The sequence below is a fragment of the Mesorhizobium sp. M00.F.Ca.ET.216.01.1.1 genome, assembly GCF_004010325.2.
GTDB lineage: Bacteria > Pseudomonadota > Alphaproteobacteria > Rhizobiales > Rhizobiaceae > Mesorhizobium.
Genome location: NZ_SADR02000014.1, coordinates 130,121 through 145,127, shown reverse-complemented (window position 1 = coordinate 145,127; position 15,007 = coordinate 130,121). Strand labels below are relative to the sequence as shown.

Annotated in this window: 9 protein-coding genes and 1 pseudogene; 5 read left to right on the top strand and 5 right to left on the bottom strand. The window is 60.3% G+C overall.

Going from position 1 to position 15,007, the window contains the following annotated elements:
- Nucleotides 1–2 precede the first annotated feature (2 nt).
- Nucleotides 3–1,097, bottom strand: a complete 1,095-nt coding sequence (locus EN859_RS19315) for a branched-chain amino acid ABC transporter substrate-binding protein (RefSeq protein WP_127855648.1) — start codon at nucleotides 1,095–1,097, stop codon at nucleotides 3–5.
- Nucleotides 1,098–1,108: 11 nt separating this feature from the next.
- Nucleotides 1,109–2,203, bottom strand: a complete 1,095-nt coding sequence (locus EN859_RS19310; protein ID WP_127855647.1) for a branched-chain amino acid ABC transporter substrate-binding protein — start codon at nucleotides 2,201–2,203, stop codon at nucleotides 1,109–1,111.
- A 618-nt stretch (nucleotides 2,204–2,821) separates the two neighbouring features.
- Between EN859_RS19310 and EN859_RS19305 the strand changes: the two genes are divergently transcribed.
- From EN859_RS19305 to EN859_RS19295, 3 genes are all read left to right on the top strand, one after another.
- Nucleotides 2,822–4,204 carry an adenylate/guanylate cyclase domain-containing protein gene (locus tag EN859_RS19305; RefSeq protein ID WP_127855646.1) on the top strand — a complete coding sequence of 461 codons (1,383 nt, stop codon included), beginning with the start codon at nucleotides 2,822–2,824 and terminating at the stop codon, nucleotides 4,202–4,204.
- A gap of 483 nt (nucleotides 4,205–4,687) precedes the next feature.
- Nucleotides 4,688–7,987, top strand: a complete 3,300-nt coding sequence (locus EN859_RS19300; protein WP_127855645.1) for an adenylate/guanylate cyclase domain-containing protein — start codon at nucleotides 4,688–4,690, stop codon at nucleotides 7,985–7,987.
- A gap of 18 nt (nucleotides 7,988–8,005) precedes the next feature.
- A complete protein-coding gene (locus EN859_RS19295) occupies nucleotides 8,006–8,686 on the top strand; it encodes a redoxin domain-containing protein (protein WP_127855644.1) in 681 nt (226 codons plus the stop codon).
- Between the two features lie 312 nt (nucleotides 8,687–8,998).
- Here the strand turns inward: EN859_RS19295 and EN859_RS19285 are convergent, their stop codons facing one another.
- The 3 genes from EN859_RS19285 to EN859_RS40270 all read right to left on the bottom strand — a co-directional run bounded on the left by EN859_RS19285 (nucleotide 8,999) and on the right by EN859_RS40270 (nucleotide 12,617).
- Entirely contained in the window at nucleotides 8,999–11,977 is a 2,979-nt protein-coding gene (locus EN859_RS19285; RefSeq protein WP_127855643.1) for a trifunctional glycosyltransferase/class I SAM-dependent methyltransferase/polysaccharide deacetylase, read from the bottom strand.
- 81 nt (nucleotides 11,978–12,058) lie between these two features.
- The gene (locus tag EN859_RS19280) at nucleotides 12,059–12,190 is read right to left on the bottom strand and encodes a glycosyltransferase (RefSeq protein WP_127855642.1); all 132 of its coding nucleotides are present in this window, start codon (nucleotides 12,188–12,190) and stop codon (nucleotides 12,059–12,061) included.
- 88 nt (nucleotides 12,191–12,278) lie between these two features.
- Nucleotides 12,279–12,617, bottom strand: coding sequence for a hypothetical protein (locus EN859_RS40270; protein WP_127855641.1), 339 nt, complete (start codon nucleotides 12,615–12,617; stop codon nucleotides 12,279–12,281).
- Between the two features lie 138 nt (nucleotides 12,618–12,755).
- On the opposite strand from EN859_RS40270, the gene EN859_RS19270 reads away from it, so the two are divergent.
- Nucleotides 12,756–13,421, top strand: coding sequence for a hypothetical protein (locus EN859_RS19270; RefSeq protein WP_127855640.1), 666 nt, complete (start codon nucleotides 12,756–12,758; stop codon nucleotides 13,419–13,421).
- Between the two features lie 7 nt (nucleotides 13,422–13,428).
- Nucleotides 13,429–15,007, top strand: a pseudogene (locus EN859_RS39350) (OmpA family protein); the annotation flags it as partial.

Sequence of the window (15,007 nt, the reverse complement as noted above, 5' to 3'; positions counted from 1 at the left end):
CCCTATTCAACCGGCACGTACTCTCCGCCGCGCCAGACGTACCAAACCCAGCTCTGCTTCGTGAGGTCGCCCTTGTCGTCGAAATCGACCCGGCCGATGACGGTTTCGAATTCCTGTTCGTGCAGTGCCGCAATGACGGCCTTCGGCTCCAGCGAACCTGCCTTCGAGACTGCCTGGGCCCAGACCTGGACCGCGCAGTAGCTCAACAGCGTGTAGCCCGCGGGTTCGAAGTTCTCCGCACGGAACTGCTCAACGACCGCGGCCGCTTCGGGGCTTTGCCTCGGGTCCGCCGGGAACGTGAAGAGGGTCCCCTCCGCCGCGGGGCCGGCGATCAGGGCAAATTCCTCGGTCGCCAAAGCATCTCCGGATATGAGCTGAACCGTGTAGCCACTGTCGTGTGCAGCGCGAGCAATCAGCGCAACCTCGGCATGATACCCACCCACATATAAGGCGGAGACGCCGGCGGTCTGCAACGCAGCGACCTCGGCCGAATAGTCGTCCTTCCCGGGAATGTATGCGTCGTAAACGGCCTCAGTCACGCCCCGCTTGTTCAGCTGCTTCCTGGTCTCGTCGGCGAGACCCTTCCCATAGGTCGAGTTGTCGTGGAGGATCGCAATCTTCTTGTTGCCCCAGCGATCGGCAAGGTAGTTGCCGGCGATGAAACCTTGCGCGTCGTCGCGGCCAATGGTGCGAAAGACATTGGCACGGCCCTGTTCGGTCAGCTGCGGATTGGTCGAGCCTGGGGATATCTCAACGACGCCCGCCTCCTCGTACACTTTTGATGCGGGGATCGAGGCCCCAGAGCAATAATGCCCGACGACGAGCACGACCCCGTCAGCCACCAGCTTCTTGGCGGCCGCCACAGCTTGCTCGGGATCGCAGAAGTCGTCGACCGAGATGAGCCTCACCTTCTGGCCGAGCACGCCGCCCGCTGTGTTGACGTCGGCCACTGCCATCTCCGCGCCGCGCTGTCCCTGCTCGCCGATCCAGGCGAGCCGTCCCGTCATCGCAGCCGAGACGCCGATCAGCACCTCCGCCCGCGCGGAGCTGAACGCGGCCGCGAGCGCGACGATGGCTGTGGCGATGATGCGGTGCATGGATGCAGCCCCTATTCAACCGGCACGTACTCTCCGCCGCGCCAGACGTACCAAACCCAGCTCTGCTTCGTGAGGTCGCCCTTGTCGTCGAAATCGACCCGGCCGATGACGGTTTCGAATTCCTGTTCGTGCAGTGCCGCAATGACGGCCTTCGGCTCCAGCGAACCTGCCTTCGAGACTGCCTGGGCCCAGACCTGGACCGCGCAGTAGCTCAACAGCGTGTAGCCTGCGGGTTCGAAGTTCTCCGCACGGAACTGCTCAACGACCGCGGCCGCTTCGGGGCTTCGCCTCGGGTCCGCCGGGAACGTGAAGAGGGTCCCCTCCGCCGCGGGGCCGGCGATGAGGCCAAACTCCTCGGTCGACATAGTATCGCCCGAGACGAGTTGAAGCGAGTATCCGCGGTCGCGTGCAGCACGGGCCATGAGCGCGGCTGCGTGATGGCGGCCGCCGAGGTACAACACGGCAATATCCGCTGCCTCCAGAGCAGCGATTTCAGCTGAATAATCCGTCTTTCCAGGGTCGTAAGCTTCATAGATCGCTTCGGTTACGCCCCGCTTGTTCAACTGCTTTCTAGTCTCGTCGGCGAGACCCTTCCCATAGGTCGTGTTGTCGTGAAGGATCGCGATTTTCTTGTCGTCCCGATGATCGGCCAGGTAGTCGCCAGCCACGGTGCCCTGAGCATCGTCGCGGCCAATGACCCGAAAGACATTGGCCCGGCCTTGCTCGGTCAACAGCGGATTGGTCGATGCCGGGGATATCTGCAGTACCCCTGCTGCCTCATAGACCTTCGATACCGGGATCGACGACTCAGAGCACATGTGCCCGACGACGAAAACGACACCGTCAGCCACTAGCTTTTGGGCTGCCGCCATTGCTTGCTCGGGATCGCAGAAGTCATCGACCGTGACGAGCCTCACTTTCTGGTCGAGTACCCCGCCCGCCTCATTGATGTCGGCCACAGCCATCTCTGTGCCGCGCTCCAGCTGCTCGCCGATCCAGGCAAGGTGCCCCGTTAGCGGGCCTGCCGCGCCGATCAGCACCTCCGCCCGCGCGGAACTGAACACGGCCGCGAGAACTAAGATCGCTATGGCGATGATGCGGTGCATGTGTGCACCCCCTTAACTGTAGCTTACGCCAATCCCGTCAGAGCCGACAGCCCCTTCGGCAAGCGCGACTATCTCGGCTGCTATTGCAGCGCACACCCAATTTGGCGAAGCGATCATACACTGGAATGGCGTGTTATAACTTCGTTCGCTGAGGTCGGAATCGCGCGCCAAATCCGGACGTTACCACTGACCGGAGTGAGCGTCGTGATTGGGTCAAACTTCATCGTACGCCTTCTGCGAACGACCATCCGCAAAGGGGTCGAATGTTCTCATTCGCCTCGTCGATTGGAACGAGCAAGTTGCGCCACGAGCCGACGTGCCAGGCGAACGATCACTACCGATGCAGAGCGGTCGTTCCTCGCAAAGAGCGCTGGGGGCCAGACTAGCCGAGACTGTCGTCGGACCGCGGTGAGTCAGAGGCTCGGACGCGGATCACATCGCTGCGTCGTTTTCTTCCATCGCCCCCCGCCAGCCAACAGAGAGTGCGCTAAGCTCATGGTCTTCGCAACGGAACCATCTCGGCTTCATCGGCGCCCGAATCTTGCATGATTCGATTGGCTGAGCCGATTGGTGCTACACTGGCGAGCCGGCCAACGCCGCAGACCTCTGTTCAAGAATATGACCAAAGTAACCGCTCTACCTGACCAGATCGATTTTAACGTGGCCGCCGATGAGACCTTGCTCGAGGCGGCTCTCAGATCGGGCGTGCCGTTCGCCCATGCCTGCGGCGGCCGGGCGAAATGCTCGACATGCCGCGTCTGGGTGCTCGATGGCCTGGAGGCCTGCCCGGACCGGAATTCCGATGAGACTTCGATGGCGGACCGGTTGAGATTGGCGGATGAAGTTAGGCTGGCCTGTCAGCTCAGGCCGGAAGGCGAGCTTCGCGTCCGACGCCTGGTGCTGGACGAAACCGATATGATGATCACCAGCCAGCTTGGCGGTTCTGCCGCGACCCGTTGCGGCGAAGCAAAGCATGTTGCGGTCTTCTTCAGTGACATTGTCGATTTCACGGCGCTGTCTGAGCGGCTTTCGCCCTACGATGTGATGTATCTGCTCAATCGCTACTTCGCCCAGGTCGGCGACATCATCGAGCAGAATGGCGGTTTCATCGACAAACTTATCGGCGATGGGCTCATGGCAATATTCGGCATCGACGACCAGCCCGACGCTCCGCTCCGCGCCGTGAACGCCGCGCTCCAGACCCTCGCCACAGTCGATCGTCTGAAGCCGTTCTTTAGCTCGATGTATGGCATCGATTTCGATATTCGTATCGGCCTCAACTATGGCGAAGCCGTCATCGGCACATTGGGTTTCGCCGGACACGAACGTCTCACGGCCATCGGCGATGTGGTGAATCTGGCCAGCCGGGTCGAGGCGGCCAACAAAGATGCTGGTACGCGCTTGCTGATATCCGAGGCCCTCCGCGACCAGATCGCCGACAAGGTGGAAATCGCCGACTTCGTCAGGGTGCGCCTTCGCGGTACCGGTGAGCGCACAAGCCTGTTCGAAATCGTCAGGCTGAAGCCCGAAATTGACGCCGAGCTGAATGCCAGACGGACTCGCGAAACCATCCGTCAGGGCGGCAGGAGGTGGATTCGCGCTTTTGCCGAAGACGAGCTTGAGCCCCACGAACGCCGGATTCTCGATTTTGAAGATTACGATATCGTCGTCGTTCGCGGATCCGACAACTATTGCGCCTTCAACAATGCCTGCCCGCATCTTCATCTGCCGCTCTACGAACGCCGAAGTTCCGCTCAGGCCGAAGTGCTGAAGCTCCCACACACGGAGAGCACGATCACCGCAGATCTTGGCCTGGTCTGCCGCTGGCATCAGAGTTGTTTCGACCTGCTTACCGGCGAAATCAGGGAGTGGGCGAAGTTGGAGCACGATGGTACCAGGGCGGGCCTTGAATATTTGGGTGACATTTCGAAAAACCGCGCAAAGCTGATCGTATATCCCTGCCGAAAGCAGGACGGCTTTGTGTGGATCGGGCTCGAGTGAAGCGACTTTCCGATATTTCAGTTTTCCGTCGCGATCCCATGTCGCCTTTTCTCACAATTATCGGACCTCCGTGATCGTGAGACTGAACGGCAGCATCGGGTCAAACTTCACCGTAGGCCTTCTGCGAACGAGCGTCCGCAACGGGTTGAATGGTGCCGTTCGTCGAGTCGATGGGAACGAGCAAGTAGCGCCAACTGCCAATGAGCGTCTTGTTTTGGGCGTGAGCAGGAAGTCCGCTTGTGGTCTGGGAAGAACGATAGCGGATGGCTTGCTGATATCCTCGAACAGGGCTGTCAACGCTGCTTCGACTGAAACGACGGCCACGCAGCCGCCCGCTCTGCCACCGGACCCACACGGATCGCTCGATGCCCATTTGCCCTGCCGCTTGCTGGTCGACGGCTATCGGTTCATTCTTATGAATACCCCGGGCCGTGAAGTGCGTAGCGAGATCACGCGTCACGGCCCCTAGTGAGGTCTTGTTCGATGGACTGCTCAGGCTGCGGTTTCGAGGTTGAGGGCGGTTACGCCTTCTGTCCGAGGTGTGGCAAGCGCCAGCCCGTGCCGTGCGCCAGTTGCGGCTACCCCTGCGCACCTGATTTCGAGTTCTGTCCGAAATGTGGGGCAAGCGTCGGTGCGCCCGCAAAAGCCGTCGAACGGCCTGCTCCGACACCAAGCCGAACCATTGTGCCGCCTTCTCGAACTCCGTCGCTGCTTCCGAACATCGAAAGCGAAGAAGGGCTGCATCCCGTCTCTGACGCCGATCGCCGGACTGTAACGGTCCTGTTCGCCGACCTTTGCGGCTTCACGACACTCAGCGAGCAGCTCGACCCCGAGGTCATGCAAACGCTGCAGAACGAACTGTTCAAGGAATTGACGGCGGCCGTGCGAAACTTTGGTGGTTTCGTCGACAAATTCATCGGCGATGCACTGCTCGCTTTGTTCGGTGCGCCGGTCGCGCATGAGGACGATCCGGAACGTGCGCTTCGCGCCGCTCTCGACATGATCGCCCGGACGGCGCGGCTCGGCGAAAGCACCCCCCACTCCGGCTCGCCTCTGTTACTCCACATCGGCATAAACACTGGTCCGGTCGTTACTGGAGGATTGGGCATCGGCACCGCCAAATCCTATTCGGTGACCGGCGACACAGTGAATACGGCGCAACGCCTGCAATCGCTGGCCGCACCGGGTGAGGTGCTGGTAGGCGAGCTCACTCACAGGCTGACCCGGCATGCCTTCTCTTACGAGTCGATGGGTGATGTCGTGCTTCGCGGCAAGGCTGGCAGTGTGCTCGTCCATCGACTGGACGCACCGCTAGCGGCGCCGCGTGCAGCGCGTGGGCTCGAGGCGCTCGGCCTCAGTGCCCCAATGATAGGTCGTGGCGCGGAGCTCAATAGAATGCTGGCAAGTCTTGACCAGGCGTGCGGCGGCTCGGCCCAACTTGTCCGCCTCGTCGGAGAAGCCGGTATCGGGAAATCGCGGCTGGTGAAGGAGTTCGTCGCCCGCGTCGGCGACGAGGGTCGTTTTCGCAACGTCGCCGTGCGACAGGCCACGTGCTCACCGCTGGGCGAACAATCATTTGGCGCCTTGGGTGCAGTGGTGCGCAGCGCTGCCGGGATGATGCAAAACGACAATGGGGACGAAATGCGGGGGAAGCTCGCAGGCTTGCTTACCGATCTCGGCCTGCAGGGCGAGGAGGCGAAGCGGCTGATGCCTTTGCTCTACCATGTGCTTGGCCTTGGCGACCCCGATGCCACCTTGCAGCATGTCGAGCCCGAGCAGCTGCGGCGGCAAATTCTCTACGCAGTCCGCACAATCATCGAACGGCGGCTTGCGTTGTCGCCGCTGTTGATTGTCGTCGAAGACCTGCACTGGGCCGACGCCGTGTCGCTCGAGGCACTACGTTTCGTGATGGACAGGTTGGAACGCACGCGATTGATGTTGCTGGTCACGCATCGTCCGGCGCCGGACAACGACCAGCTCGACTCAAGTCGGGTCAGTCACACAGCGCTCAGGCTTTCGCCGCTCAACAATGATGACGGACGCAGCCTGCTGGCGGCGCTTTTCGGCGAGAGCTGGGTAAACTCCGCAGGAGGGCTTCTCGATCAGATCCTCGAGCGAGCGGGCGGCAACCCCCTTTTTATAGAGGAGATCGTTCGCGGCCTTATCGATCGCGGTGTACTGATGCGCGAGGGCCAGCGATGGCGGACTGTGGCAGGCGAAGTCGCAACCGGCATTCCCGCCACTATCCAGGCAATGTTGCTTGCTCGCGTCGACCGGCTGCCCCAAGAGGTGCGACGGTTGGCCCAGGAAGCCGCGGTAATCGGCCCGCGCTTCGATGCCACACTTCTGAAAACCGTGACAGCCGACCCTGCCCGGCTAGAAGCCGGCTGCGAACTGCTTTGCGATGCGGAAATCATCGAGGAAGTTGCCGGATCAGGTTCGGTCTCGTCGCAAAGCTACCGCTTTACGCAAACATTGCTGCAGGACGTGATCTACCAGAATCTGCTCCTGCAACGCCGGACCGAAATCCACGGGCGGATCGGTGCTGCCTTGGAGCAACTGTGCGGCGACAAGCCGGAACGGCTCGAGGATTTGACCGTGCTCGGTCATCATTTCGCACAGAGCGCCGAGCGGGAGAAGGGCGCGCATTACCTGCAGGCGGCAGGCGATCGCGCTCGCATGATTTACGCCAACGACGACGCCCTTCGTTTCTACGAGCGAGCACTGACTGCGTTGAACGCGATCGGGCAAACACCGCTCAAACTGGCAATTGCAGAGCGCATTGCCGATTTGAGCGGCCCGGCAGGCCGCCGCGAGATCGCGCACCACCACTACGAGACGGTGCTGCAGGCATACCGCGAGTCGGCCAATCGCGTCGCGTCGGCGCGAGTTTTGCGTAAGATCGGTCGGCTGCTCTGGGACGTCGGCAAGCGGGACAAGGCAGAACCCCGCTATGCTGAGGCGGCAGCGCTCCTCAATGGAGCGGATGCCCCGATCGAGCAGGCGCATCTGTGGCAAGAACGTGGCCGACAGGCGTTCCGTAGCGGAGATCACGCTCTCGCGGCAAAATGGGCAGACGCGGCGCTGGATTGCGTACGCACTCTGACAACGGAGCATGTCTCCGAGGTAGGGCGTGATGCCACTCTTGTGACCGCCGAGGCACTCAATACCAAGGCTGTCGCGCTGGCTCGCCTTGGGCGAAACCGTGAAGCCGTGCGTCAGGTTGAGCATAGCATTGAATTGGCCGAAGCCGCCGGTCTACTGGGCGCGGCCTGCCGCGGCTACACCAATCTCGGCGTGCTTTACACGACCATCGATCCGGCACGGGCGATGGAGGTCTGTCGGCGCGGTCTTGAAGTGGCGCGCCGTATTGGTGATTTGGGTTTCCAGGCGCGCCTCCTCGCCAATCTGGCGGTCGCTTGTTGTACTTTCACGGATCGCTGTCCAACGGAGGGCGTGCCTGCTGCCGAGAAGGCCATCGAGATCGACCGGGCGCTCGACCAGCGCGAGCACCTGCCGGTGCCGTTGATCGTGCTTGGGCAGATCCACCAGTGCAACGGCCGTCCGGACCTGGCGGTCGGCTTGTTCCACGAAGCACTGGACGTAGCCCGCGAAACGGGCGAACCTCAACTGCTGTTTCCGTGCTATGATGGTCTTGCAACGCTTAATCTCGACCTCGACAATCTGGCCGAGGCCGAACGCTACTTTTCCCTGGCGCAGGGTATATGCGCCCAGCACGGGCTCGACCCGGAAGCGCTTGTGGTGCTGCCTTTTCTCGACTAGCCGGGTTGGAGGTTGGAAATGTCCGCGCGTAGTGACTTGGTACCGCTTCAACCGGGCGACCGTGCGCCGAACGTGGTACTCGACGCCATTACCCAGGAAGGCAAGATCGCTCTTGACGACTTTCGCGGACAAAAACCGGTGCTGGTCGGCCTGTTTCGAGGTCTGCATTGTGCGTTTTGCCGGCGCCATATCGCCGCCCAGGCGCGGCTTGATCCGGAGCTGCGCGAAAAGGGCGTGGGGAGCCTGACGGTGGTCAACACGCCGATCGAGCGGGCGCGTCTCTATTTCCGCTACCACCCGATGCCGAATCTGCTTGCGGCCTCCGACCCTGAACGCGCTTCACATCGTGCTTTTGGACTGCCCAATCTCGAATTCACCCAAAACGAGACGAACTGGCCGTACAAGGTCTCGATGGCAGCGGTAAAGGATATGCGGGTCGACGTACCAGGCGAGTTGCCCGGTCCTATGGATCCTCTTGCGGCCAGCGAAATCCTCAACAAGAGGGACCATTACGAACTGACCGAAGCCGATGAGCAGATGATGGCAACGGGACACGGACAACTGATCGGTCAGTTCCTACTGGACCGGCAGGGGATCGTCCGCTGGAGCTTCACGGAGGTTCCAGAGGGTGGGCGATACATGTTTGGGGCGCCAAGCCCGCAGGAGCTGATGTCAGCCGTGTCCCAAGTCGCCCAATAGACTTGCGAACGAGGTAAACCGGCGGGACACTGAACAAAAAGCGGAACCAATTTGTTACAAATCCAGACATTGGCCTCGACGAGCCTGAATGTACGATTCTGGCAATGCTTTCTGTCGCCTCTGGACTAGCGATGTCCTCGGTGGATGGCTCCTGTATCATGGGGTCGCTGCGACAGCACCCCTTCCAACCGTCAGAATGCCGTCGTCAACAACAATAATCTCGAAGGCACGATAGGACTGAGCGCGCACGCTGCGGAGCGTCTCGTCGATTGTATCTTGCGCTTGTGAGCGGGAATAATGACACTGACAAGTTCACCGTTCATTCGAGCAGGCCTCGACAATGGCAACAAAGTCATCGAGTGAGCGATCCCCACGAATCTCGATGCGCGGAAGGTCGATGGGATCGCAATCGAGGTCCGCCGGCCCGTGTCTGCCGCCGAAGCCGATCCGATAGCCGCACTCCTTGGCCAGCCGGCCAAGCCGTCGGTCGGTGACAGAGAAGGGTGCCGCGAACGCCGTGGTTGGCCGACCGGTCCACCGTTCGATGAACATACGAGAGCGCAGGAGCTCGGCGGCCAAGTCAGAGCTCGACAGACCATCGATCGCGCGATGCGTCGCCAGATGGCTTCCGAAGAACGCACCTTCGCCGGCGAGGCGTCGCACCGTCCCGGCGTCCATAAGCTGCGTCGGCGGGCCGCTGTAGGCGTCCCACTGTGCACTTTCACCCACCAAGTCCGTCACCAGGAACACTTCCGCGGTCAGGTCGTTCGCGCGCAAGGTCGGCCAGGCATGGTCGGCAAAGTTCTGGAAGCCGTCATCGAAGGTGATGAGCACTGGGCGGCCAACGAAAGGGTGACGGTTGGCGATGAACCATTCCAGCTGCTCGGACATAATCGCGTGAAAGCCATTGGCGCGCAGCCATGCCATCTGGCTGCCGAATGCGGCGGGCGTGCACCGATAACGGGCGAGCGCGGCCGGACCATCATCGGCGACGCTGTGATACATGAGGACAGGGATACGCTGCCGCCGCTCGCTACGTGCGACGTCGCGGCGCAAGGCCCGCGCCCCGCCCCAGACGATATTTCGCGCGACCCCCATTCCGACGGGCGCGCGGATTGGCACATGATCAATCATCGGTTCCGTCGCCACGTCGCCTGGTGACAGGCGGCGGAAGCGGTCTATGCGATAGAGCTCTGTCTGGATCGATTGCTCGAGGACGAGGCCTTCGGTCACTGCCAGCGTCTCCGAGATCGCTTGTGCACCGAATGTGTTCCAGTCGAAGCCCGTCCTTTCAACATTGTCACCTAGCACGAATGCGTGTGCGCTGATGAAACTGCCGCCAGGCGCCAGCGCCTCAACGAGTTTTTTGGCGATGCGCCGCAACTCGGCGAGATCATCCAGGTAGTAGAGCACTTCCGAACAGACGATCAGATCCATCTCACCCGGCAGCGTGTCCGCGGAGAAATCCAGTACGCCGAACTCAACATTCGGCTGATCGCTGCATCGCGCGCGCGCCCGCCCGATGGCTACGGCGGAGATGTCAGTTGCGGTCAAATGGCCCACGCGCGGCGCCAGCTGCCGCGTGAAGTGGCCCTCCGCGCAGGCCAGCTCAAGCGCCCGCCCGATGGGACCGGCAGGCAGAATTTCGAGCTGCCGCTCATATTTTTCCTGCTCATAGGGCGAACCGTAGTTCCAGGGATCCTCGGTCGCGAAATGGCGATTCCAGAAAGACGTGCGATCATTGTCGTGCCCATCCGCGGCCCGTGCGCGGCGTGGCGCTGCAAGAGGCTTTGTAGTTTCGGCGCTCGACCGAACCAGCGCCTGCGCTTCCGCGGCCAATCCCGCGAGTTTGCCGAAGTGGCTGTCCCGAGCAGGCCGACGTCCCGCCATGGTCAACAATGCCTCGGCTGCAAACATGTTTGACGTGTCGGCGCCGGCGTCCTGTTGCGGTGCATGGACAGGCGATCGCCTCATGCGCTCATAGCGGGAGGGGCCAAGCCGCTCAGGGGGCACGAAACTCAGGATCAATTCAATCCAATGACGCCTTGTGACTTTCCCGAGCACGCCGAACTGCACGACAGCCTCGATCTGGCCATCCATCATCAGATAGGCATAAATTTGATCGATTCCTTCCGGAAGTTCGATCGAGGTCGGATTTCGAGCGTCGACGCGAATTCCGAGTGTCCGCGCCAGTCTGCGCGGTGCGGCAAGGTCGTCGAAGTCGAGAAACATTTGCTCAAGGTGATACTGGACGCGGCGAGCCGCGTCGGGATTGTTCCAGACCTTGCCGAGTTCGATGATCAGGTCGATGAGGGAGCCGCCGAACCTGTCCCACCCGGCAGCCAATTGCGCTGGCACCGATAGGCTTCCTACCATAAGGCCATCGAAGACCACCGTGGCGATCTCACGCGCCCACTTACGTCCTGCCGGGAGCGCGCGCAGCGACTGCGGGTTGATCGAGCCCGAGCCGCAGCCGCAATCCGACGCGGCGTTCCACAACGCGAACCACGCGAGTGCTTCGGAAGCGGTGCGGCCGCTCGCCTCGATCGCTCCATTGGCGTGAGCCGATGCTGGGTGTTTGACCCTGGGATCAGGAGAAAAGCCGCGGGCGATCACGATTTCCGCATCTACCAGCATCTGCGTCGAATTGCGGGAGAGCGAGTTGGGGCTGACCCGATAGAAAGCGAGCGGCTCGTCGACCATCACCCAACGTTTGCCTAGACGTGCGAGGCGCTGCCACAGATCCCAGTCCTCGCAGGTGCGCAGCGACACATCGAAACCGCCCAACTCGACAATTGTCTCCCGGTCGACTAGCAGCGCGTGAGTGCGAATGGCACACTGGCGGGCGAATGTTTCGAAGGGCTGGATCGCAACCTCCGTTGAGATGCTCGACGGGGTGAGTTCGCCATCGGGCATCACGCGCCGAGAACCGCAATAGGCGGCCACTGCATCGGGAGCGGTTTTCAGTGCGGCCAGCATTTTCGCAAGGAAGCTGGCATCCACCCAATCGTCCGCATCCAGAAACATGAGCCAGTGGCCGCGCGCTATCGAAATCCCGCTATTGCGCGCGCCGGCGGCGCTATACGCGCATGAGCTCAACGTCCGAAATCGGGCATCGTGCTCCACATAACCGGCGATGATCGCGGGAGTGCGGTCCGTTGAGGCGTCGTCGACAATGATCGCCTCCCAATCCACTATTTCCTGATCGAGAAGGCAGTCGAGTGCGCGCGCCAGCGTTACCTCCGCGTTGTGCGCAGGAACCACGATTGAAACCAAGGGATTATGCGCCACGCCGTCTTACCCGCGCCTGGTTCGAAGGTAGAACAAGATGCGTTGATCTTTGTCGGCGTAGGCCGTCACAATCGACGCCGATCAGTCCGTCGACCCACCGTCCACCACGACTATATCCAGTATCTGGTAGGTCTGCCGGTGGATGCCGGCAAGCGTTGCGCCGATGTTTTGCTCGGCATCGAACATCGGTACCACACCGCCTTGCGGTAGCATTGTCCTGGATCATCGAGCTTTCGTTTCTTCGGCAAGAGTCGGCGAATGTCAAAACCGGATGACGGCATCGGATGGCAGCACTGCCCTGTCAAGATCGGGGCGAATTAGAGGCAGGCAAAAAAGACTTGAAGACAGGCTGAATGGCAAGCGCGCATGCCCGACGGCTTAGAGCTGAGGTCGATGCGCTGGGGCATTTCCTTTCGCGCATTTCATCGGCAAAAAGATGATCGGAAGAAGACGCGAGCGCAAGCTGATCCGGATCGAGCCGCTCGGAACGGCGGCCGAACTGCGAGCGCTGCAGTTGCTTGATGATGGATTTAAGGCGCTCGATCTCACCGTCGCAGCGCTCGACAACCGCTCCCATGTCACGCACAAGATGCCGCAGAAGAGCCGGTTCGCTGGGCAGATTGTCGAGGTCGAGCCGCATGTCCAAATCTACCCGAATGGGGACGCACGAACCGACTTAAACCGAGAAGATTCCGGCTTGCGGGCCGGCTATTTTGCTGCCATGTTTATCAGTTTCTAAATTAGCACTGTGGCAGTTGTTCAAAAGAAGGGGCATGGGATGGCCAAGGAATCTTCGAGTACCGCTTCTTCGGCAAATAAAGCGGACGGAAATCTGATAAGTAATGCTGACGCAAACGGGCTGACCTTCATGGCGGGCCAGGCTCGCGAGAGCGGGCCCCCCGGCGACGCTGTAGGTGTCGACAAGATACGTGATCTGCTGTTCGGCAACCAGATGCAGGACTATGACCGCCGCTTTTCCAAGCTTGAAGAACGGGTCTTGCAGCGCTTCAAGGATGTCGAATCCGAGGCCAAGCGCAATCTTGAAATGTACGAGTCAAATGCAAAGAAGCAGGTCGACTCGCTTGCGGCGCAATTGCGGAACGAAAAAGACGCGCGAGCCGACGCCGACAAGGAGATTGACCGGAATCTTCGCGAGCAAAATCAGGCGCTTGAAAAGCAGGTGCGCGCGTTGTCGGATCAATTGAGCGAGCTTGAGCGCGAAGTTGCGGACCGGATAAATCGAAACGACCATTTGCTGCGTGAGGAAATCAAGCAAAAGAATGAAAGCATTCAGATGCTAATGGAGAAAATGTTTTCCGATCTCGGCAATGTCAAGACCGACCGAAATCTTTTGGCTGGCCTGTTTGTCGAAGTTGCAAAATGTCTAAATCAGGATCCCGTCGGCAGCAAGAGCAACTCGGAGCGTAGCTGGAAAGTGAGTTGATCGGAACTTGACGTCGACCGTCGACCCAATCAGCCTTCCTCAAAGAGCAGCTTCGAACGATACAGAGATTGATCGCGAGGCTCTGGCTAGTCTATTGATCGAAATTGCCCGGAACGTTGATCCGGACTATCGTGCGCGTTTCGACGGAGTTCCAACCGCCGATCCTCGCATGGAAACGCTGCGCCAGTTGCTGGTCGGCCGCGAAATTTCGGAGCTCTCACGAGTTACGCACCTGCTCGACGAACCTGAGCAGCTTGCGGCTGCAGTTGGGGGTGTTCTCCCCAGTGCGGCCGCACGTGCGCCTCATGCGCAACTCGGAGAGGCCCTTGCGCCAGCTGTCGAGAGGGCCGTGCAACGGTCCATCCAGAAGAGCCCGCGTACGCTTACGGATATATTGTACCCGGTGTTTCTGCCGGCTATTCGCAAGTCGATCGGCGAAAAGATCGACCAAACCTTTCAATCGCTGAATGAAACTTTAAGACATATATTTACCTGGCATGGGCTCAAGTGGAGATTTGAAGCTTGGAGAACAGGTGCAAGCTTCTCAGAAGTTGTTCTTAATCATTCTCTTGTCTATCGTGTTGAACATGTCTTTCTCATCAATCGCAATTCCGGGCTTTTGATAGCGCATGTAACTGCGGATAATGCAACCAGCGAAGATCCTCAACTCATTTCTTCGATGCTTAGTGCAATTCAAGATTTTGTGAAAGACTCATTTAACGAGAAAGAACAGAGCAGCCTGGACACTATCCGTTTTGGGGAGCTTCGTCTCTGGTCAGAAGTTGGACCGTTTGCGACCTTGGTTGCGGTGATCCGGGGAAATCCGCCGGAGGAATTACATGAAATAGTTCGCGATGTGTTGCTTCGCATCCATGATGAATGCTCACAGGCTTTAGAGCAGTTTGACGGCGACAGTTCGCAGTTGGCCGGCGTAGAGACGCAGTTGCAGACCTGTGTTGAACTGAAGCAGGAGGAATCAAACCAGGGATTTCCGTGGCTGGTGGTGGCTGCAGTCCTGCTGGTTTTGATTCCGGCGGGCGGTTGGTTCTTTCTTTCCTGGCAATCCGGGCAGCGCTGGCAGGCCTATGTGTCGCGACTGGGGACCCAGCCGGGCATCATCGTTGCCGAACAAAAGGTGCGCGATGGCCAATTCTATATTGCCGGCCTGAGAGACCCGCTTGCCGCCGACCCGCAGTCGCTGTTGTCCGGAACGGAGGTCGATCCCGCCCGCGTTCATTCACGCTGGCAATTCTATCAGAGCCTTGAGCCGGAGTTCGTGTTGAAGCGGCTAACGGCGTCGCTGGCTCCGCCGGATTCAGTACGACTTTCGATCGTCAATGATCGCATTGTTGCCGAGGGTGAGGCTCCCGACACCTGGATAGATCGGGCGCGCGCAGCGGCCCGACAGCTTTCGGCAGGCGGACCGGAATTCGACATCTCCAGAGTTCGTGATGTGAGCCCCGAAGCACGCGCGGCGGAGCACTGGCAGACTTATGTGTCGCGACTGGAGGCCCAACCGGGAATCATCGTCGCCCAACAAACGGCGAGGGGCGGACATTTCTATATTTCCGGCCTGAGAGACCCGC

Bases quoted from the DNA above. Each gene is read 5' to 3' on its own strand.
- EN859_RS19295 (WP_127855644.1), top strand. From the start codon at position 8,006: ATGTCCGCGCGTAGTGACTTGGTACCGCTTCAACCGGGCGACCGTGCG.
- EN859_RS19315 (WP_127855648.1), bottom strand. From the start codon at position 1,097: ATGCACCGCATCATCGCCACAGCCATCGTCGCGCTCGCGGCCGCGTTC.
- EN859_RS19300 (WP_127855645.1), top strand. From the start codon at position 4,688: ATGGACTGCTCAGGCTGCGGTTTCGAGGTTGAGGGCGGTTACGCCTTC.
- EN859_RS40270 (WP_127855641.1), bottom strand. From the start codon at position 12,617: ATGCGGCTCGACCTCGACAATCTGCCCAGCGAACCGGCTCTTCTGCGG.
- EN859_RS19305 (WP_127855646.1), top strand. From the start codon at position 2,822: ATGACCAAAGTAACCGCTCTACCTGACCAGATCGATTTTAACGTGGCC.
- EN859_RS19310 (WP_127855647.1), bottom strand. From the start codon at position 2,203: ATGCACCGCATCATCGCCATAGCGATCTTAGTTCTCGCGGCCGTGTTC.
- EN859_RS19270 (WP_127855640.1), top strand. From the start codon at position 12,756: ATGGCCAAGGAATCTTCGAGTACCGCTTCTTCGGCAAATAAAGCGGAC.
- EN859_RS19280 (WP_127855642.1), bottom strand. From the start codon at position 12,190: ATGCTACCGCAAGGCGGTGTGGTACCGATGTTCGATGCCGAGCAAAAC.